This window comes from Curtobacterium sp. MCBA15_001 (assembly GCF_001864835.1).
Taxonomy (GTDB): domain Bacteria; phylum Actinomycetota; class Actinomycetes; order Actinomycetales; family Microbacteriaceae; genus Curtobacterium.
In genome coordinates this window covers 78,641-96,939 of record NZ_MJGI01000026.1, presented here as the reverse complement: position 1 = coordinate 96,939, position 18,299 = coordinate 78,641, and the positions used below count along the sequence as shown (strand labels likewise).

General features: G+C 72.5%; 17 protein-coding genes. 6 read left to right on the top strand and 11 right to left on the bottom strand.

The features are described 5' to 3' along the window. Window positions 1-37: 37 nt before the first annotated feature. The 3 genes from BIU90_RS15625 to BIU90_RS15615 all read right to left on the bottom strand — a co-directional run bounded on the left by BIU90_RS15625 (window position 38) and on the right by BIU90_RS15615 (window position 3,285). A complete protein-coding gene (locus BIU90_RS15625; protein WP_071301151.1) occupies window positions 38-670 on the bottom strand; it encodes an FMN-dependent NADH-azoreductase in 633 nt (210 codons plus the stop codon). Window positions 671-957: 287 nt separating this feature from the next. Beyond that, window positions 958-2,217: a putative Ig domain-containing protein gene (locus tag BIU90_RS15620; RefSeq protein WP_071301150.1), complete on the bottom strand. Its 1,260-nt coding sequence runs from the start codon at window positions 2,215-2,217 to the stop codon at window positions 958-960. A gap of 165 nt (window positions 2,218-2,382) precedes the next feature. Continuing rightward, a complete protein-coding gene (locus BIU90_RS15615) occupies window positions 2,383-3,285 on the bottom strand; it encodes a LysR family transcriptional regulator (RefSeq protein ID WP_071301149.1) in 903 nt (300 codons plus the stop codon). Between the two features lie 82 nt (window positions 3,286-3,367). Between BIU90_RS15615 and BIU90_RS15610 the strand changes: the two genes are divergently transcribed. Continuing rightward, a complete protein-coding gene (locus BIU90_RS15610; protein WP_071301148.1) occupies window positions 3,368-6,859 on the top strand; it encodes a bifunctional proline dehydrogenase/L-glutamate gamma-semialdehyde dehydrogenase in 3,492 nt (1,163 codons plus the stop codon). A 192-nt stretch (window positions 6,860-7,051) separates the two neighbouring features. Continuing rightward, window positions 7,052-7,492 carry a VOC family protein gene (locus tag BIU90_RS15605; RefSeq protein WP_071301212.1) on the top strand — a complete coding sequence of 147 codons (441 nt, stop codon included), beginning with the start codon at window positions 7,052-7,054 and terminating at the stop codon, window positions 7,490-7,492. Window positions 7,493-7,576: 84 nt separating this feature from the next. Here BIU90_RS15605 and BIU90_RS15600 read toward each other — a convergent pair whose 3' ends face one another. After that, window positions 7,577-8,011: a thioesterase family protein gene (locus BIU90_RS15600; RefSeq protein ID WP_071301147.1), complete on the bottom strand. Its 435-nt coding sequence runs from the start codon at window positions 8,009-8,011 to the stop codon at window positions 7,577-7,579. Then, entirely contained in the window at window positions 8,008-8,622 is a 615-nt protein-coding gene (locus tag BIU90_RS15595; RefSeq protein ID WP_071301146.1) for a QsdR family transcriptional regulator, read from the bottom strand. The genes BIU90_RS15600 and BIU90_RS15595 overlap by 4 nt, the downstream gene beginning before the upstream one ends. A gap of 45 nt (window positions 8,623-8,667) precedes the next feature. Here BIU90_RS15595 and BIU90_RS15590 point away from each other — a divergent pair, with 45 nt between their 5' ends. Beyond that, on the top strand, window positions 8,668-9,861 hold the full coding sequence (locus tag BIU90_RS15590; RefSeq protein WP_071301145.1) for an acyl-CoA dehydrogenase family protein: 1,194 nt from the start codon (window positions 8,668-8,670) through the stop codon (window positions 9,859-9,861). 123 nt (window positions 9,862-9,984) lie between these two features. On the opposite strand, the gene BIU90_RS15585 is transcribed toward BIU90_RS15590, so the two are convergent. Genes BIU90_RS15585 through BIU90_RS15575 form a run of 3 tightly spaced genes read right to left on the bottom strand, consistent with a single transcriptional unit; the run spans window position 9,985 to window position 13,325 of the window. Next, entirely contained in the window at window positions 9,985-12,087 is a 2,103-nt protein-coding gene (locus BIU90_RS15585; RefSeq protein ID WP_071301144.1) for an alpha/beta fold hydrolase, read from the bottom strand. 28 nt (window positions 12,088-12,115) lie between these two features. Continuing rightward, complete coding sequence (locus tag BIU90_RS15580) at window positions 12,116-12,988, bottom strand: patatin-like phospholipase family protein (protein ID WP_071301143.1); 873 nt, start codon at window positions 12,986-12,988, stop codon at window positions 12,116-12,118. A gap of 34 nt (window positions 12,989-13,022) precedes the next feature. Beyond that, window positions 13,023-13,325: a helix-turn-helix domain-containing protein gene (locus BIU90_RS15575; protein WP_071301142.1), complete on the bottom strand. Its 303-nt coding sequence runs from the start codon at window positions 13,323-13,325 to the stop codon at window positions 13,023-13,025. Between the two features lie 111 nt (window positions 13,326-13,436). Between BIU90_RS15575 and BIU90_RS15570 the strand changes: the two genes are divergently transcribed. Beyond that, window positions 13,437-14,267, top strand: coding sequence for a GAF domain-containing protein (locus tag BIU90_RS15570; protein ID WP_071301141.1), 831 nt, complete (start codon window positions 13,437-13,439; stop codon window positions 14,265-14,267). Window positions 14,268-14,272: 5 nt separating this feature from the next. Beyond that, window positions 14,273-14,452, top strand: coding sequence for a hypothetical protein (locus BIU90_RS15565; RefSeq protein WP_139195309.1), 180 nt, complete (start codon window positions 14,273-14,275; stop codon window positions 14,450-14,452). Window positions 14,453-14,550: 98 nt separating this feature from the next. On the opposite strand, the gene BIU90_RS15560 is transcribed toward BIU90_RS15565, so the two are convergent. Continuing rightward, window positions 14,551-15,579 (bottom strand): NADPH:quinone reductase, encoded by a 1,029-nt coding sequence (locus BIU90_RS15560; protein ID WP_071301139.1) that lies wholly within the window; start codon window positions 15,577-15,579, stop codon window positions 14,551-14,553. A gap of 45 nt (window positions 15,580-15,624) precedes the next feature. Further along, window positions 15,625-15,990: a helix-turn-helix domain-containing protein gene (locus BIU90_RS15555; protein ID WP_071301138.1), complete on the bottom strand. Its 366-nt coding sequence runs from the start codon at window positions 15,988-15,990 to the stop codon at window positions 15,625-15,627. A 123-nt stretch (window positions 15,991-16,113) separates the two neighbouring features. Here BIU90_RS15555 and BIU90_RS15550 point away from each other — a divergent pair, with 123 nt between their 5' ends. Then, window positions 16,114-16,761 (top strand): NAD(P)-dependent oxidoreductase, encoded by a 648-nt coding sequence (locus BIU90_RS15550; RefSeq protein WP_071301137.1) that lies wholly within the window; start codon window positions 16,114-16,116, stop codon window positions 16,759-16,761. Between the two features lie 162 nt (window positions 16,762-16,923). On the opposite strand, the gene BIU90_RS15545 is transcribed toward BIU90_RS15550, so the two are convergent. After that, the gene (locus BIU90_RS15545) at window positions 16,924-18,249 is read right to left on the bottom strand and encodes an MFS transporter (RefSeq protein WP_083404015.1); all 1,326 of its coding nucleotides are present in this window, start codon (window positions 18,247-18,249) and stop codon (window positions 16,924-16,926) included. Window positions 18,250-18,299: the final 50 nt, after the last annotated feature.

The following is an 18,299-nucleotide window of genomic DNA, read 5'->3' as shown; positions in this document are numbered from 1 at the left end:
GCGCGTCGGTACGTCGGCGCGTTACCGCGTCAGCGCGTCAGGCGACCGTGGTCGCGAGGCGCTCCAGCGTGGTCTTCGCGTCGTGGAACTCGGCGGAGGCATGGTCGGCGAGCGGCGCCAGGTCCGGCAGTCGGTCGGCGAGCGTGGCACTCACCGTGACGGGCCAGTGCCGCATGCCGAGGGCGTTCGCCAGGACGATCTCGAGCACGGGGGAGCCGTGGTCCCAGTGCTCCGTGGGGGTCCCCGCGTCGTAGGTGCCGCCGCGGCTGACCACGGTGACGACGGGCCGGCCGGCGAGGGGCTGCACGCCGCCGGTCAGCACGCCCGGGACGTGGATGCGGTCGATCCAGGCCTTCAGCGTCGACGGCACGGAGTAGTTGTACAGCGGCGACCCGATCACGACGGCGTCGGCGGCGAGCATCTCGTCGATCACCGCCTGCCGCAGTGCCTCGGCTGCGGGGTCGACGGTCTCCTCCGCGGTCCGGTCGCCCGCTGCCCAGTGCAGCGCCGAGGTCTCCAGGTGCGGGAGCGGGTCGGTGTGCAGGTCGCGGCGCACCACCGTGTACTCCGGACCACGGGCGCGCCAGGCGTCGGCGAACGCGGCCGTCAGGGCACGCGAGCGGGAGTGGACGAGGTCGGCGGACGAGTCGATGTGCAGCAGCGAGGGCATGCGGCCAACGCTACCGACCCGACGGGCGTCCCGCGGGGAACGGAACGGCCCCGCCGCACCCCGGGAGGGGCGTGGCGGGGCCGGGCCGAGCCTCCGGTCCGTCAGGCGCGTGTCCCGACGGACCGGAGGGATCAGCGCTGGGTGCGGCGACGCGCTGCGCGGAAGCCGATCAGACCGGCAGGGCGGCGGCTCGGCAGTGCCGGCACCGCCCGGCAGTACCGGGCCCAGGCGGCAGTGCCACGCGGGCCCCGGTGTCGGGGACAGGCGTGGCACTGCTGGGCCGCCGGCTACCGCTGGGTGCGGCGACGGAACGTCCGGAGCCCGATCAGACCAGCGCCGGCGGCCAGCATCGCAATGCCCCACGGCAGGGCGTCGGTCGTGTCCGAGCCGGTGAAGGCGAGTTCGCCCCGCGTGGTGGTCGGCGTGCCGGTCGTCGCGGCGACCCGCGGGACGACCGTGACCGGGAACGAGACCGACTGGTCCGCGATGGTCACCGTGAGGACGTGCGTCGATGCGTTGGGGAAGGTGACCGCCGTCGCGGCCGAGTCCGGCTCGGGACGGAGCACGTCCGTCGGGTTGTCGCTCGTCACCGACTGCTCGGGGGCGTTGCCCGCTGCGTCGTACTGCGTGGCGGGGTTGCCGTACGCGTCGACCTGGTTCCCGGACACGGCGAGCGACGCGCCCTGCGACACCGTCGGCCGGCCACCGTAGGTGATGACCGGATCGGTGTCGGGTACCGCGGAGGGTGTGATGGTCGTGACCCGGCCATCGCGCTCGATGAGCCACTGGGTGAAGGGTCGCCCGTCGGCCTGGCTCCCGTTGACGGCGCGCTCGGAGACCCAGGCCGTGATGCCGGCGGGTGCGCCAGCGAGCACCTCGACCTGGACGAACTCGGTGGCGCTCGACGTGCCGTTGCTCGCGATCACGGTGAACTCCCACACACCCGTGGTCGTCACCGTGCCGGTCAGCGTCCCCGTGGTCCCGTCGAAGGCGGCACCGGCCGGCAGGTAGTCCTCGGGGGCGCCGTACTCCGCCTTGGAGGGGTCCACGTACCCGATGGTGTAGGTGACGGTGCCGCTGCCCCGGACGACGCGGACGGACTCGTCGAGGGCGGCGCCGGCAGTGACCTGGACCAGTCGCGGCGCCGTGTTCGACGTCTCCGCAGCGAACGCCACGTCCTCGTTCGGAGCGGCCGCTGGTGGCTCCGCTGCTGGTGCCGGTGCCGGTGCCGGTGCGGCTGCTCCTGTCGGTGCCGGTGCGGCGTCGACCCCGACCTCGGCGTCGTCCGTCGCCGCGCCAGGCGTGGAGTCAGACGTGGCGTCGGGCGTGGCGGTCGCGCTCGCACTGGCCGTCGGTGTCGCCGTCGCCGTCGCACCGGCCGTCGGTGTCGCTGTCGCCAGCACCTCTGCCGCGTCCTGCGTGGCCGTCGGCTCGGCTGCCTGGGCCGTCGTGGCGGTGATCCCGATCGCGGCAGAACCCACCAGCATCGCGGCGACGGTGCCGACGGCCGCGTACCTGCGGACCCCCGACGTGGAGTGTGTGGTCATCGTTTCCCCCCAGAGGAACGTGTGTGGTGCACGGTCCGTGATGACCGCTCACGATGGAGCGTATGGTGAGTGGGAGCTCAGGAACGGCTCCGTCCGATCACGATCCGGCAACGGAAGACGTCGCGGAATCCCCGTCATGATCAGGCGTTTCCCGACATGGGGCGCTCAGGATCGCGGAGCGGCCGCCGCGCGTTCCAGGGCCGTGCGGAACGCCGACACCGCGGGCGACTCTGCGGTGGCGAGCCGCTGCGCCGTGAAGATCGTGCGCCGGGCCGGGTCGGGCAGTTCGAGCAGACGGCAGCGCGTCGATCGTCCGGCCCACACCAGGTCGGGCATGAGCGCGACGGCGTTCCCGGACTCGATCAAGCGGATCTGCGCCTGCAGGTCGGCGGTCTCGTACCGGACGTCGGGCTCGAAGCCCGCGCGGCGGCAGGTCTGCTCGGCGAAGTGCCGGGACGCAGCGCCACGCGGCTCCATCACCCAGGGCAGCGAGGCGGCCTCGTCGAGGGACGTGACCGGCCAGAGTGCCGTGTCCTCGGGCGGCAGCGCGAGTCGCACCGGGTCGGTGGTCAGGTCGCGGGCGTCGAGCCCGGGGAAGCGCGGGGCCGCGTGCGCCGGGTACCGCTCGGCGACCACCATGTCGAAGTCGCGCGCCCACGTCTCGTTGAGGGCGGTCTCCGGTTCGCGCTGCACCATCTCGACGCGCACGTCGGGGTGGTCCACGGCCATCGTGCGGAGCGCGCTCGGCATCAGGGCGAGCGCCGCCGACTGGAACACTGCGACCCGGATGCGCCCCTGCACGCTGGTGAGGGTCGACTCGACCGATGCCTGTGCCCGTTCGAGTGTGTCGAGCACGTCGCCCGCCGCTGCCACCAGGACCTCGGCCTGCGGGGTCAGCTGCAGACGCCGGCCGGCCTTGCGGAGCAGCTGCACACCGGCCTCGCGCTCGAGCACCCCGAGCTGTTGCGACACCGCCGACGGGGTGAGGTTGAGGGCCTCGGCGACGGCAGCCACGGTGCCCCGGATCGAGAGCTCGCGGAGCAGGACCAGGCGCCGGACGTCGAGCATGACGAAAGCGTAGAGGAACTGAACGGAAACCGTCACAACAAGTTGCTTCCGCTACCGGAACGGTGGGCGACACACTGATCCCATGACCGACGTCCAGCCGCGCAACGAAGCACCCGCCACGACCGCTCCCGCCGGAGCCCACGACGACCTGGCCGACGCGTCGGTCGCGCTCGTGCGCCAGTGGCTCGCCGAAGCCGAGACGTACCCGGTCGACGGCTCGGCCAAGCAGCTCGCGGGCGTGCTCGCCGACCCGAAGGGCCTGGCGTTCGCCGTCGGGTTCGTCGACGGCGTCGTCCGCCCCGAGGACCTCGGCGTCGCCGCGCGCAAGCTCCGCGCCATCGCGCCGGACGCGCCCGGGTTCCTGCCCAGCGCACTGCGCGGCCTGGTGCGCCTGGGTGGCGGACTGGCACCGGGCCTCCCGGGGGTCGTCGTGCCGATCGCCCGACGCGTGCTGCGGAACATGGTCGGCCACCTCATCGTCGACGCGACCGACGCCAAGCTCGGACCGGCCATCGCGAAGATCAAGCAGGACGGCATCCGGCTCAACGTGAACCTGCTCGGCGAAGCCGTGCTGGGGGAGCGCGAGGCGGCCCGTCGGCTCGAGGGCACCCATGCGCTGCTCGCCCGCGACGACGTCGACTACGTGTCGATCAAGGTCTCGTCGACGGTGCACCCGCACTCACCGTGGGCGTTCGACCACGCCGTCGACGACATCGTCGACAAGCTCCGCCCGCTGTTCGCGCGGGCTGCTGCCTCGTCGCCGGCGAAGTTCATCAACCTCGACATGGAGGAGTTCAAGGACCTCGACCTGACGATCGCGGTCTTCACGAAGCTCCTCGACGAGCCGGCGTTCCTCGGGCTCGAAGCCGGCATCGTCCTGCAGGCGTACCTGCCCGACGCCCTGTCCGCCATGCAGCACCTGCAGGAGTGGTCCGCAGCGCGGCGTGCCCGCGGCGGCGCCGACATCAAGGTGCGCCTGGTCAAGGGCGCGAACCTGCCGATGGAGCAGGTGGAGGCCTCGGTGCACGGCTGGCCGCTCGCCACCTGGCACACCAAGCAGGACTCGGACACGAACTACAAGCGGGTGCTCGACTGGGCGCTCACGCCCTCGCGCGTGGCGAACGTCCGTGTCGGCGTCGCCGGGCACAACCTGTTCGACGTCGCGCACGCCTGGCTGCTCGCCGGAGAGCGCGGGGTGCGAGAAGGCATCGAGTTCGAGATGCTGCTCGGCATGGCGCAGGGCCAGGCCGCCGCGGTCCGCAAGACGGTCGGGTCGCTGCTGCTCTACACGCCCGTCGTCCACCCGGGGGAGTTCGACGTCGCGATCGCCTACCTCATCCGCCGACTGGAGGAGGGCGCCTCGCAGGACAACTTCATGTCCGCGGTGTTCTCGCTGCACTCGTCGCCGTCGCTGTTCGCGCGTGAGGAGTCGCGGTTCCGCGCGTCCCTGGAGCCGCTGTCGCGCCCGGACGGGCTCGCCGTCCCGGAGTCGCACCGCGTCGCCGACCGCTACGCAGCCGTCGGTCGCCCGACTCCCGGCCACTTCGAGAACACGCCGGACAGCGACCCGTCGGTCGCCGCCACCCGCGCCTGGGGCGCGGCCATCACCGCCCGGGTCGCGTCGTCGACGCTGGGCACCGCCGCCGTCCGGGAGGCCCGGGTCACCTCCGCCACGGCGCTCGACACCCTGCTGGGTCGCGTCAAGGCCGCCGGGACCGAGTGGGGGACATGGTCCGGTGCCGCACGCGGCGCGGTCCTGCACGCCGTCGGCGACGCCCTCGAGGCGAACCGTGCGGCGCTGGTCGAGGTCATGGCGTCCGAGACCGGCAAGACGATCGACCAGGCGGACCCCGAGGTGTCCGAGGCGGTCGACTTCGCGCACTTCTACGGCGACCTCGCCGCGGCGCTCGACCAGGTCGACGGCGCCACCGCCGTGCCCGCTGCGCTGACCCTCGTCGCACCGCCGTGGAACTTCCCCGTCGCGATCCCCGCCGGGTCGACCCTGGCAGCGCTCGCCGCCGGATCCGCGGTCGTGCTGAAGCCCGCCCCGCCGGCTGCCCGCTGTGGCGCGGTGCTGGCGTCCGTGATGTCGACCGCGTTCGACGCGATGGGGGCCCCGGCGGACGTGCTGGCGTTCGCGGACGTCTCGGAGTCCTCGCTGGGCTCCGAGCTCGTGGCGTCGCCCATGGTCGACCGGGCCGTCCTGACCGGCGCGTACGAGACCGCGTCGCTGTTCCGGTCCTTCCGTACCGACCTGCCGCTGCTCGCCGAGACCTCGGGCAAGAACGCCATCATCGTCACGCCCTCGGCCGACCTCGACCTCGCCGTGAAGGACGTCGTCGCGTCGGCGTTCGGCCACGCGGGGCAGAAGTGCTCGGCTGCGTCGCTCGTCGTGCTCGTCGGGTCGGTCGCCCGCTCGAAGCGCTTCCACAACCAGCTGATCGACGCCGTGTCCTCGTTGACCGTCGGGTACCCGTCCGACCCGACGTCGCAGATGGGTCCGGTCGTCGCACCCGCGTCCGGGAAGCTCCTGGACGGGCTGACGAAGCTCGAGCCCGGTCAGCGCTGGGCCGTCGAGCCCCGCCGGCTGGACGACACCGGACGGCTGTGGAGCCCGGGTGTCCGCGGTGGTGTGCAGCGCGGGTCGGCCTTCCACCGGACGGAGTACTTCGGCCCGGTGCTCGGGGTCATGCGCGCGGCGACGCTCGACGAGGCGATCGACATCGTCAACGAGGTCGACTACGGCCTGACCTCGGGGCTGCACTCGCTCGACCCCGCCGAGATCGGCACGTGGCTGTCGCGCATCGAGGCCGGCAACCTCTACGTCAACCGCGGCATCACCGGCGCGATCGTGCGTCGGCAGCCGTTCGGTGGCTGGAAGAAGTCGGCGGTCGGCGCGGGCACGAAGGCCGGCGGCGTGAACTACCTGGTCGGGCTGTCGTCGTGGACGCCTGCTCCCGCTGTGTCCGGTGCTCCGGTGTCGGCAGCCGTGTCGTCGTTCGTCCGTGCCGCCGGGGTCTCCTCGCCGTCGCTCTCGCGGGCGCTGGCGTCCGACGAGCTCGCGTGGACGTCCGAGTTCGGCGTCGCGCAGGACGTGTCGGCGTTGAGCGCCGAGCGGAACATCATGCGGTACCTGCCGTACCCGGGGGTGCACGTGCGGCTGGCCTCCGCGCTGCCGGACGACGTCGAGTCGCTCGTCCGCGTCGTCGCTGCAGCACTCCGCACGGGGACCACGATCGACGTGTCCTCGGCCGGGTTCGTCCCGCCCGCGATCGCTGCGCTACCGAACGTGCGGTCCGTCACCGCGTCCGAGTCCGACGCCGCGTTCGGGGCCCGCGTGGCCGGTGGTCCGTCGACCCGCGTGCGGCTGATCGGTGCCGCGGGTGTCGGGACTGCTGCCGTCGCTTCGGCGCTGTACGCGGCCGTGGGTGGTCGGCCGGACGTCGCCGTGTACGCCGAGCCGGTGACCGAGGCCGGGCGCATCGAGCTGCTGCCGTTCCTCCGCGAGCAGGCGCTGTCGATCACCGCGCACCGCTTCGGCACGCCGAACCACCTGACCGATGACCTGATCTAGGGCGCGGGCGTGGGGGCGGGCTGGTTGTTCGGTCCGCGTCCGCACAACGGAAGGCACCTCGCATCGCGGAAGTCCGCGGTGCGAGGTGCTTCCGGTTGTGCGGACGCCATCGGCACCACATCGCCGATGTCCGGTGTCCGGTCTCCGCGTCGGGTCGGGACGCTCGGAGCCGGCGGGCGTTGGGTCGGTGGCATGAGTGAACCGATCGCCCGTCCCACCGCCCTCGCCCACGTGCGCGTCACCGTGACCGACATCGCCCGGAGCAAGGCGTTCTACCAGCAGCTGCTCGGCGCCGATCCCGTGATCGACTTCAGCGACCAGGTCGACGAGCCCGGCATCCGCGAGGACCGCGAGCGCTTCTACGGCGGCTGCGTGTTCCAGCTCGGCGACCAGGTGTTCGGCCTGCGTCCCGTGGCGCCGGCGGGTCAGCGCTTCGACCCGGACACCGTCGGGCTCGACCACGTGAGCTTCGCCGTCGGCAGCGTCGACGAGCTGCACCAGGCGGCGACCCGACTCGACGCTGCCGGGATCGAGCACGGCGAGGTCACGGAGCTCGGCCAGGCCGGCATGACGATCCTGTCCGTGCAGGACCCCGACGACATCAACCTGGAGTTCGCCGCGCTGAGCAGCTGACCCGGCGCGCTTCGCACCCCGACACCAACATCGCACCCCGGTACAACGGGGTGCGATGTTCGTTGCGGGGTGCGAACGGCTGCGTCAGGCGTCGACGGGGACCGTCATCGTCGCGGTGACGAGCTCGCGGAGCGCGTCCGGCAGCGGGACGGGGCGGCGGGCACCCTCACGGTCGATGACGACGTGCACGAACTCGCCCGTGGCCAGCAGTGCACCGTCGGACTGCCGGAACAGGCCGAACTCCCACGACAGGCTCGTGCGGCCCAGGTGCTTCGAGCGCATCCCGACCTCGATGACGTCGGGCCAGACCGCCGACTCGACGAAGTGGCAGCTCGACGACACGAGCACGGCGATCCACTCCGACGAGAACGGGTCGAGCCCTGCCTGCGAGCGGAACCAGTACGTCGCGGCGTTGTCCATCGCGCTGTAGTAGATCGTGTTGTTGACGTGCCCGAACATGTCGTTGTCGTTCCACCGCGTGGGGTAGCTGCGGTGGAAGGGGTACTCGTCGATGGTCATCGATCTCCGATCGGGGAAGGAGCGGGGGCTGGAACGGACACGGGCACGGGCGCCGTCGGCCGGAGGACGTACTCGAACGTGGCGCGGGCCCGGGCGGGGTCCGGGGTCTCGCCGGAGATCAGGTCGGCGTAGGTGAACGACTCCGAGATGCGCACGAGCAGCCGCGCGAGTTCGTCGGCGGACAGCGGCGCGGGGTCGAACGTACCAGCGGCCCGCTCGGCGTCGATGAGCGACGTCACCGCGTGCACGAACCGGCTCTGCACATCGCTGTCGGTCGTCGTGAGCAGCCGCAGCGCGCGAGCGGGCTCACGGGTCAGGAACCCGCGGAAGTACGACGCCTGGATCAGGTCGGCGGTGAAGCGGTCGAGCACGTCGACGATCCGCGCGGCCCCCGTTCCCCGAGCAGCGCGGCGGGCGCCGTCGAGCGTGGGGACGGCCAACGACCACAGCACCTCGGACAGCAACTGGTCGCGGTTGCCCACCCACCGGAACAGCGACGTCCGGTCGACGCCGAGCGCGGCGGCCAACGCACCCATGTCGATCCGTGAGCCGGCGATGAAGGTGTGGCGGGCCTCCCGGAAGGCGCGCAGCGCGGGTTCCGACGTGTACACAGATCTCCCTTGCAACGTTTCCGAGAATGATGCATCGTTGTTCCCATGTCAACGACCACCGCCCTGCCCACCTTGCTCGAGTCGGACTTCTACGGGTTCGCCGAGCAGCTGAGCGACCAGGAGCGCGAGTCGATCGGCCGGGTGCGCGAGTACCTGGAGCGCGAGGTCGCCCCGATCGCGGACGAGTACTGGGCGCGCGCGGAGTTCCCGATGCAGGTCGTCAAGCCGCTCGCCGAGCTCGGCATGTACGGCCCGGGCGTGCCGCTGGTCCGCCAGTTCGAGAACTCGGCCGTGTACCGCGGGTGGGCGGCGCTCGAGCTCGGGCGTGTCGACGCCAGCGTCGCGACGTTCATCGGCGTGCAGTCCGGCCTGGCGATGAACTCCATCGCGGTCGCCGGCAGTGACGAGCAGCAGCAGGAGTGGCTGCCGCGCATGGCCGCTGGCGAGCTGATCGGGGCGTTCGGGCTGACCGAGCCGTACTCCGGCAGCGACTCGGCGAAGGGGCTCCGCACGACCGCGCGGCGCGAGGGCGACGAGTGGGTGCTCGACGGCGAGAAGCGCTGGATCGGCAACGCCACGTTCGCCGACGTCGTCGTCATCTGGGCGAAGGACGTCGCCGACGACCAGGTGAAGGGCTTCCTCGTCACCACCGACACCGCGGGGTTCACCGCGACCAAGATCGAGGACAAGATCGCGCTGCGCGGCGTGCAGAACGCCGACATCGTCATGCAGGGCGTCCGGGTGCCCGAGTCGCGCCGACTGCAGCGCGCGACGTCGTTCCGCGCGACGGCCGAGGTGCTCCGCCTGACCCGGACCGAGGTCGCCTGGCAGGCCGTCGGCATCGCGGTGGGGGCCTACGAGGCAGCGCTGGCCTACGCCAAGACCCGGATCCAGTTCGGCAAGCCGATCGCCGCGCACCAGCTCGTGCAGGACCTGCTCGTGAAGTCGCTGGCGAACATCACTGCCTCGATCGCGCTGTGCACCCAGGCCTCGGCGATGCAGGACGCGGGCACCGGCGGGGACGAGCACTCGGCGCTGGCCAAGGCGTTCGCCACGGCGAAGATGCGCGAGACCGTGGCCTGGTGCCGCGAGGTCCAGGGCGGCAACGGCATCGTGCTGCAGCAGGGCGTCGCGCGGTTCTTCGCAGACGCCGAGGCGATCTACTCGTACGAGGGCACGCGCGAGGTGAACACGCTCATCGTCGGGCGGGCCATCACCGGCCAGGCCGCGTTCGTCTGACGGCACAGCCGTCTGACCTGACGCGCCCACAGACCGGGCGTGCGGCGTTTCGGGTCGCCGCACGCCCCACCCCTGAACGAGACAGGCAGCGGGCCAGGCAGCACATCCACGGCAGGAAGCCCGCTACCCGAGCAGCTCCGGCCGCTCCCACTCCTGCCCGAGCACGTGCTGCGCGAGGAACGCGAACACCGTCCGGTACCAGACGATCGCGTGCTGGGGCTGCAGCACCCAGTGGTTCTCGTCCGGGAAGTACAGGAACCGGTGCGGCATCGACCCGTCCGGCCCGGCGTGGTGCTCCGCGAGCTCCGACCACAGCCGCAGCCCCTCGCCGATCGGCACTCGGTAGTCGCGGTCGCCGTGGATGACGAGCATCGGTGACACGATGTCGCTGACGAAGCGGTGCGGGTCGTTCTCGCGCATCCCGTCGGCGTCGAAGATCGACTGCCAGTAGTCCGAGGCGTCGGTCGTCCCGGCGAACTGCTCGAGCGCCCACAGGCTGGCGTGCGTGACGACCGCCCGGAAGCGGTCGGTGTGCCCGGCGACCCAGTTCGCCATGTACCCGCCGAACGACCCGCCCATCGCCGCGGTGCGGGTCTCGTCGATGTCGGGACGGGCGACCACGGCGTCGGTGATCGCCATCAGGTCGGTGTACGGCGCCTGGCCCCAGGCGTTCCACCCGCGGTTGACGAAGTCGAGCCCGTACCCGGTCGACAGTGCCGGGTCGGGCAGGAGCACCGCGTAGCCCTGGGCCGCGGCGAGCATCGGCGTCCATCGCCACGACCACTGGTTCCACGAGTTCAGGGGTCCGCCGTGGATCCACAGCAGCAACGGGTGCGGCCCGTCGCCCTCGGGCAGGACGAGCCAGCCCCGCACGCGGGCGCCGTCCGCGGCGGTCGTCTCCACTTCTTCGAGGCGGCCGGGGACCGCGGGCAGCGGCGCGGGGGTCGGCAGGGCGGTCACCGTGCCGTCGGCGTCGATCCGCACCGGGTGCAGCGGCGCCGCCCAGGAGGCCCGGAGTGCGACCACGACACCGCTCGCGGCCGACACGTGCAGGCTCGAGTACGCCCAGTCGTCGTGGGTGAGCTGCTCGACGGCGCCGCCGTCGAGCGGGATGCGGAACACCGGCGCGCGGCCGTCCTGGTCGGCGACGGCCAGCAGGGCGGTGTCGTCGGGCGCGAAGACGAGCTCGGTCGGCCAGCGGTCCCAGTCGGACGCGACCCGGCGGGCGTCCGAGCCGTCGAGTGCGGCCACCCAGACCTCTTGCGGGTTCGCCCCGGCCGGGGTCGACCGGACCGTGCGGACCCAGGCGATCGTCGTGCCGTCGTGCGAGAGCGCGGGGAGCTCGTGGTCGACGTCTGGCTCGTCGAACAGCACCGTACGGTCCGCGGTGTCGACGTCGATCGACACGAGCGCACTCCGCTGCCCCCGGGTCGTCGGCACCCCGACCGCGGCGACGAGGGTCCGGCCGTCCGGGGTGAGCGCCCCCGACACGTGGTCGAGCGTGCGACCGGGCCCCGGAGTCACGTCGAGGGGTTCCGGCAGGTGTGCCGGGTACGGGGCCGGTGTGTCGGCGGGCCGCGCCGCGCTCGCGTCGGTCGTGACCCCGGTGGCCGGTTCGGACGCGATCGGCTCGGTCAGGTCGCCGAGGTCGAGCGCGAGCACGTGCGGTTCGTCCGGTCCGAGGTCGTGGTCCCAGTACCGCACCGGGTAGGTCTCGTGCAGGATCGCGTGCACCTTCGCGTCGTCGCGCCGCTTCCGGAGCGCTGCGTCCCGCGTCGCGACGCCCACGCGCTCACCGGCGGCCGCGGTGGGCAGCAGGTCGGCGGTGATCGCGACCACGTCGGCGGCGCTGGCCGTCGCGAGGACGCCACCCGCGCCTCCTGTCAGGCGCGTCACCGGGCGCGCGTCGCCGCCGCCCGACGGCAGCAACCAGAGCTGCGTGGTGTCGTCCGTGCCGCCGTCGGCGTCTGGACGGCCGGAGACGAAGAGCAGGTCGCCGTTCCGGGTGAAGGCGGTGCCGGACTCGCCCTTGGCGCTGCGGGTGAGGCGGACCGGCGCACCGTCGCCATCGGAAGGTACCGCCCACACCGCTCGGCGGTACGCGGTGGCGTCCGGGTCCAGCGTGCTGACCGTCAGTGCGACCCGCTGCCCGTCCGGGCTGAGCGCGATCCCGTCGACGCGGGGGAGGGCGATGAACTGGTCGAGGTCCGAGAACGGCGTCGTCATGCCCCCACGCTAGCGAGGCTCCGGGACGCTACGCCCAGAAGGCCGCGATCTGTGGAGCGATCGCGCTGCCCTGGGTGTGACCGGCCTCGGCCGACGGCTGCTGCGTCGACAGGGCGAGCGAGTTCGTGCCGAACGCCTGCGTCGACGCGCTGTCCGCGACGACGACCTCGACGCTCGACCCGCCTGCTCGGAGCGCCTCGACGGACTGGTCCAGCCACGGCCCGAGCGGCGACGGGGCCTCCGGACCGCAGGCGATGACGAGCACGCGCTCGTACCCGGCGGCGACGTCGGCGTTCGTGGCGGAGCGCATGCCGCCGTCGATGTACGGCTGGCCCTCGACGTCGACGGGGGACCAGACCACGGGCACCGAGCAGCTCGCCGCGACGGCGCGGGGGAGCGGCACGCCGTCGGCAGCGGTCAGGACGCGGAAGGTGCCGTCGGTGGCGTCGATCGCGGTGATCCCGAGCGGGCGCTCCGGCCATTCGGCCGAGGGCAGCGTCTCGGAGAAGGTCGCCACGCGTTGCTCACCGGTCTGCCCGGCGGTGACCTGCTGCGCGAGGTGCCCCAGGCGCGCGCGGGCGTCCTGCTCCGAGGTCGCCCCGGCCAGCGCCTGCCCGATCTGCTGCTGCACGGCCTCGGCGTCGATGCGCGCGGGCTCCTCGTAGGTGGTCGGGACGGGTGCGCTCTGCTGGGCGAACGCGGCGCCGATGCCGCCGTGCCGGACGAAGGTGCCGACGACGCTGCCCGCGCTGGTCCCCACGACGAGGTCGGCCGCCGCGAGGTCCACGCCGGCCTCCTCGAACGCCGCGAGCACCCCGAGCTCCCAGGCGATCCCGGCGACTCCGCCACCTCCGAGGACGATCGCTCGGGTACCGGCAGCGGGCGTGGCAGGTTGGCTCATGCACCATGTCTACCAAGCGGTGCGGTGGTGTGGGTCAGGGCGCGGCGAGGGCGCCGAGCGAGCGCAGCTTGTGCCCGAGCTCGAAGCGCTTCTGGTCGCGATGGTGCACGAGGTAGTCCGCGTGCACCAGGGCGTGGAGCAGCCGGTAGGCCGTCGGCAGCGGGTAGCCGGTGGCCTCCGCGACCTCCTTGGCGGTGGCGCCGCCGCGGTCCGCGACGACCTCGAGGATCGTCAGCGTCTTCTCGACGGTCTGCACCGTGCCGGTCTGGGGCGCGGCGGACGCGCCCTGCTCGGGCGCGGTCGTGGGCGAGTGGGGCGGATCGTCGCTGATGCGCATTGGACGATGGTCCTCCCGTCGCGGCGATCCGGCAATGGTCGGACTGGAGGCCCGGGTCGGGTCCGCAGGCTCGGTTCGGCTTGGTCGGTGGTCGCGGCTAGCGTCGCGGACATGGGGCAGGGGAACGAGCGGTCGGGCAGCCGACGGTACGGCGACGTGGTGCTGCCCGTCGTCGCGGCTGCGCTGCCCACGGCCGTGTTCCAGGCGCCGAACCTGGTCGGGGTGCCCGTCGAGCGCGCCGTCGTGGTCGTCGTCGCCCTGGCGGTGTTCGCCGCCGTGGTGCTGTGGCAGGTCGTCCGTGCACGCCGTTCCGCAGCGGCCCGAGCCCGCGCCGAGGACGCCGGCGCCACGGCACTCGCGGCGTACGAGGTCGCGGTGCAGTACGGCTTCGGGCAGATCGCCACCCGACTCACCCGCTTCGCTGCACACGACCACCCCACTCGGCGGTCCGAACTCGGAGCGTTCGCCGACCGCGCCGCCGCAGCCCTGGCGTTCTACCTGCTGCCGCACGTGCCCGACGTCCGCGCGAACGTCTACCTGCTGTCGCCGACGCTCGACGCCCTCGAGCCGATCGGGCACGGCGGCGCGGGCGACACCGCCGGCACGTTCCGCGCGGGTACCCCGTACGGCGACCGCAACCTCGAGTGGGTGCTCGCCGGTGGGGCACCGCGGGTCGTGGGCGACCGCGAGTCCGACGTCGACGCCGCGGACGACGCCCCGGACTTCGACCCGCGGTACCGGTCCTACGTCGCGGTCGTGATCCGTGGCGAAGGGTACTCGTTCGGCATGCTCACGGTCGACTGCCCGTCACCGGACGCGTTCGTGGACCTCGACGTCCGGAACGTCGACGTCGTGGCCCAGTACGTCGCTGCCGCCTGCACGATGGCGTTCCCGGTCCGGTCCGCGGCCGCCGCGGTCGGCGGCAGGGGGGCCGCATCGTGACGAGCGTGCACCCGGGACCCTTCGCCTTCGGCCGGGCACCGATCGGCGGCTTCGACCGGCGTGACGACGCGGACGCACCGGTCGGGGACGCCGACTACGACGACCCGACCGTCGTGGCCGCCAACCTCGAGCGTGCGCTCCGGGCGGCGCGGGCCCGGATGACCGGACGCCCGCGCCGCCGCTGAGGGCGTGCGGGGCCGGATCGCACCCCCGCAACGACATCGCACCCTGTCGGAACGGGGTGCGATGTCGTCTGCGGGGTGCGATGCCCCCGATGGAGCGCCTACGCCGTGGCCACGTCGATGAGCACCTTGCCGACCGCGTCGTGCTCGACCGCGTCGTGCGCCGCCGCGGTGTCCGCCAGCGTGAACCGGGTCAGGGGCAGCCCGGCGTCCTCGCCCACGGGCAGCACCCCGTCGTGCAGCGCCTCGGTCACGTCCTCCGCCGCTGCCTGCAGGGCCTCGTCGCCGATCGTGTAGAGCAGCAGGAACTGGTACCGCGCGTTCACGCTCATGTTCGGTCGGATCGGCAGCGAGGCCGCGTCACCGCCGTTGTTCGCGTAGATCGACACGACGCCGTGGTTCGCCAGGACGTCGGCGACCAGGTCGGCGTTCTGCGGGATCGACACCTCGACGACGATGTCGACCCCGTCCGGGGCGATCGACCGGATCCGGGCGGCAGCGTCCTCGGTGCGGTAGTTCACCGTGTGGTGCGCGCCGGCGGCCGTCGCGAGGGCTGCCTTCTCGTCGGAGCTGATCGTCGAGACCACCGTCGCACCGGCCCAGCGGGCGAGCTGGATCGCGGCGTGCCCCACCGCGCCCGCGCCGCCGGCGACCAGGACCGTCATGCCGTCGAGCGCCCCCGGACCCAGGCGGGCCGGGCCTGCTTCGTGCGTGGTGAGCGCACGGTGTGCCGTCATCGCCGGGACCCCGAGCGAGGCGCCGACGTCGAACGAGACTCCGTCGGGGAGCGGCACCACGCGCGAGGCCGGCACCACCGTGTACTCCTGCGCGGTCCCGGTCGGGCGCGACGCCGCAGCCATGAACAGCCACACGCGGTCCCCGACGGTGACCTCGTCCACGCCGGGTCCGACGGCGTCGACGACACCGGCGCCGTCCTGGTTCGGGGTGATCTCCGGGAAGGGCAGGCCGTCGCCGTAGGTGCCGCCTGCGCGGGCCTTCCAGTCGGTCGGGTTCACGCCGGAGACGACGACACGCACCCGGACCTCGCCCGCGGCGGGCTCGGGCAGGTCGCGCTCGACGAGGGAGAGGACGGACGAGTCACCGGGCTGGGAGTAGACGATCGATCGCATGTCTCCACGCAACCACCGGCATGGCTCGGGGATTCCAGGGACCGGTCAGCGTGCGGCGTCGTACTCCGTCCGGGCCACTGCCACGTCGGCCATGTGGGTGGTCGCCCAGTCCTCGAGCGGCTGCAGCACCGTGCGGAGCGACCGGCCGGCGTCCGTCAGTTCGTACTCGACGTGCGGCGGGATCTCGGGGAACACCGTGCGGGTGACGAGGCCGTCCCGCTCCAGCGCCCGGAGCGTCTGCGTGAGCATCTTCTGCGAGACACCCTGGACACGCGCGGCGATGACGGAGTACCGCTGGGGACCGTCGGCGAGGGTCCCGATCGTCAGCACGCTCCACCGGTCACCGATCCGGTCGAGCAGCTGCCGCGAGGGACAGTCGGCGGCGTAGGGGCTGTACTCGAGCGCACTCATGGGTCCTCCGGGACAGGACGGGAAACGACGTGCAGGCACGCACCACGAGGTGCCTACTTACCGAAAGAGAGTAACACCCCTACAGTGAGTCGGGACAGACCGCACCAGACGGAAGGAACACGCATGAGCACCATCGTCGTCTTCGGAGGCACCGGGTACGCCGGCTCCGCCATCACCCACGAAGCGCTGACCCGCGGCCACCAGGTCGTCGCGGTCGCCCGGGACACCTCGAAGCTCGAGCCCGCCGAGGGCCTGACCCTGGCGCAGGGCGACGCGTTCGACGCGGCCTTCGTCGCCGACGTCACGAAGGGTGCCGACGTCGTCATCGTGTCGCTGCACGCCGTGCAGTCCGACGGCAGCGAGCTCAAGGACCGCTTCCAGCACTTCGTCGACGCTGCTGCCGCTGCCGGCGCGCGCCTGGGCATCGTCGGTGGTGCCGGTTCCCTGCTCGTCGCCGACGGCGGCCCGGCCCTGTTCGACACCCCGGACTTCCCGGACGCGTTCAAGGCCGAGGCGAAGAGCCACGCGCAGATCCTCGACGCCCTCCGCGCGAGCGACACCGACGTCGACTGGTTCTACGTGAGTCCGGCAGCGGCCTTCGGCGGCTACAACCCCGGCGAGCGTCGCGGCACCTACCGCGTCGGCGGCGACGTCATGCTCACCGACGCCGAGGGCAACTCGGACGTCTCCGGCGCCGACTACGCCATCGCGATCGTCGACGAGATCGAGCAGCCGGCGCACCACCAGGAGCGCTTCGGCGTCGCGTACTGACGCCAGCGCGTGCACCGCACCCCCACACGGACATCGCACCCCGCCCTGACGGGGTGCGATGTCCGCAGCGGGGTGCGACGCGACCACGCGACGCGACCACGTGACGGACGGGAGGCTCGGTGCCAGCTGGCACCGGGCCTCCCGTCCGAGCGAGCCGACGCGTCAGCGGTGACCGACGATGGCCGGCAGTGGAACGTGGTGCCGCATCCGCACGGCCAGGTGGAAGCCGCCGCGGTGGGCGAGCACCAGGCCGATCACCGCGGCCGCGGCGGCGGGGACCCCACCGGCGACGACCATGCCGACGTGGGCGCCGAAGTGGTCGACGACCTGGCCCATGAGCGGCCCGCCGATGGCCTGGCCACCCAGCAGCACGAGGACGTAGAGCGACATCACCCGGCCGCGGATCGCGATGTTCGACGACAACTGCACCATCGAGTTCGACGCGGTCATGAACAGCAGCTGCGACATGCCGACAGCGACCAGCGCCACGGTGAACGGCGCGATGACCGGGATCGACCCCGACACCACGAGCAGCAGCCCGGTCCAGAACACCCCGCCGACGATCGTGCGGAGCCGGACGGTCGCCCGTCGCGTGGACAGCAGCGCCCCGGTCAGCGCGCCGACCGCGACCGCGGAGTTGAACAGGCCGTAGCCGCCGGCGCCGACGTCGTACACCTGGGACGCGAAGGCCGACAGCAGCACGGGCATGGTCAGCGCGAAGACGGAGAAGAACACCATGAGCACGACGGGCACCAGGATCGTCGGCTTGCGGACGGCGTAGCGCAGTCCCTCGACGAGCTGTCCCTTCGCGCGCGGCATCGGCGGGGTCCGGTGCAGGTCCGCGGTGCGCAGGAAGCCGAGCGTGACGACGACGGCCACGCACGCGACGGCGTTGATGCCGAACGACCACCCGGCGCCGACCGCGACGAGCAGGGCTCCCGACAGTGCGGGCCCGATCATGCCGCCGAGCTGGAACACCGACGAGTTGACGCTGATGGCGTTCCGCAGGTGCTCGTGCCCGACGATCTCGGTCACGAAGACCTGACGGGCCGGGTTGTCGATCACGGTGACCATGCCGACGACGAAGGCGATCACCCAGATGTGCCACGCCTGCACCACCCCGGTCAGGGTCAGGACGGCGAGCAGCAGGGAGAGCACGGCGAAGGCGCCCTGCGTGATCATCATCAGCGCGCGCTTGGAGAACCGGTCGACGAGGACGCCGCCGAACAGCCCGAACAGCAGCATCGGAGCGAACTGGCAGGCGACGGTGATGCCGACCTGCGCGACGGAGCCGGTCAGCTGCAGGACGAGCCAGTCCTGTGCGATCCGCTGCATCCACCCCGCGGTCATCGCCACCAGGTTCGTCGCCGTGAACAGCCGGAAGTTCGGCACGGACAGCGCGATGAACGAGTGCCGCCATGGTGGTCGGGCGGCCTGGATCGGCAGCGGTTCGGTGGGTGGGGGGAGGGTCGTCGATGACGCGCTCACTGGGCAGGGACTCCGCACGGTCAGGGGTGGACTGGTACCCACTCGAAACT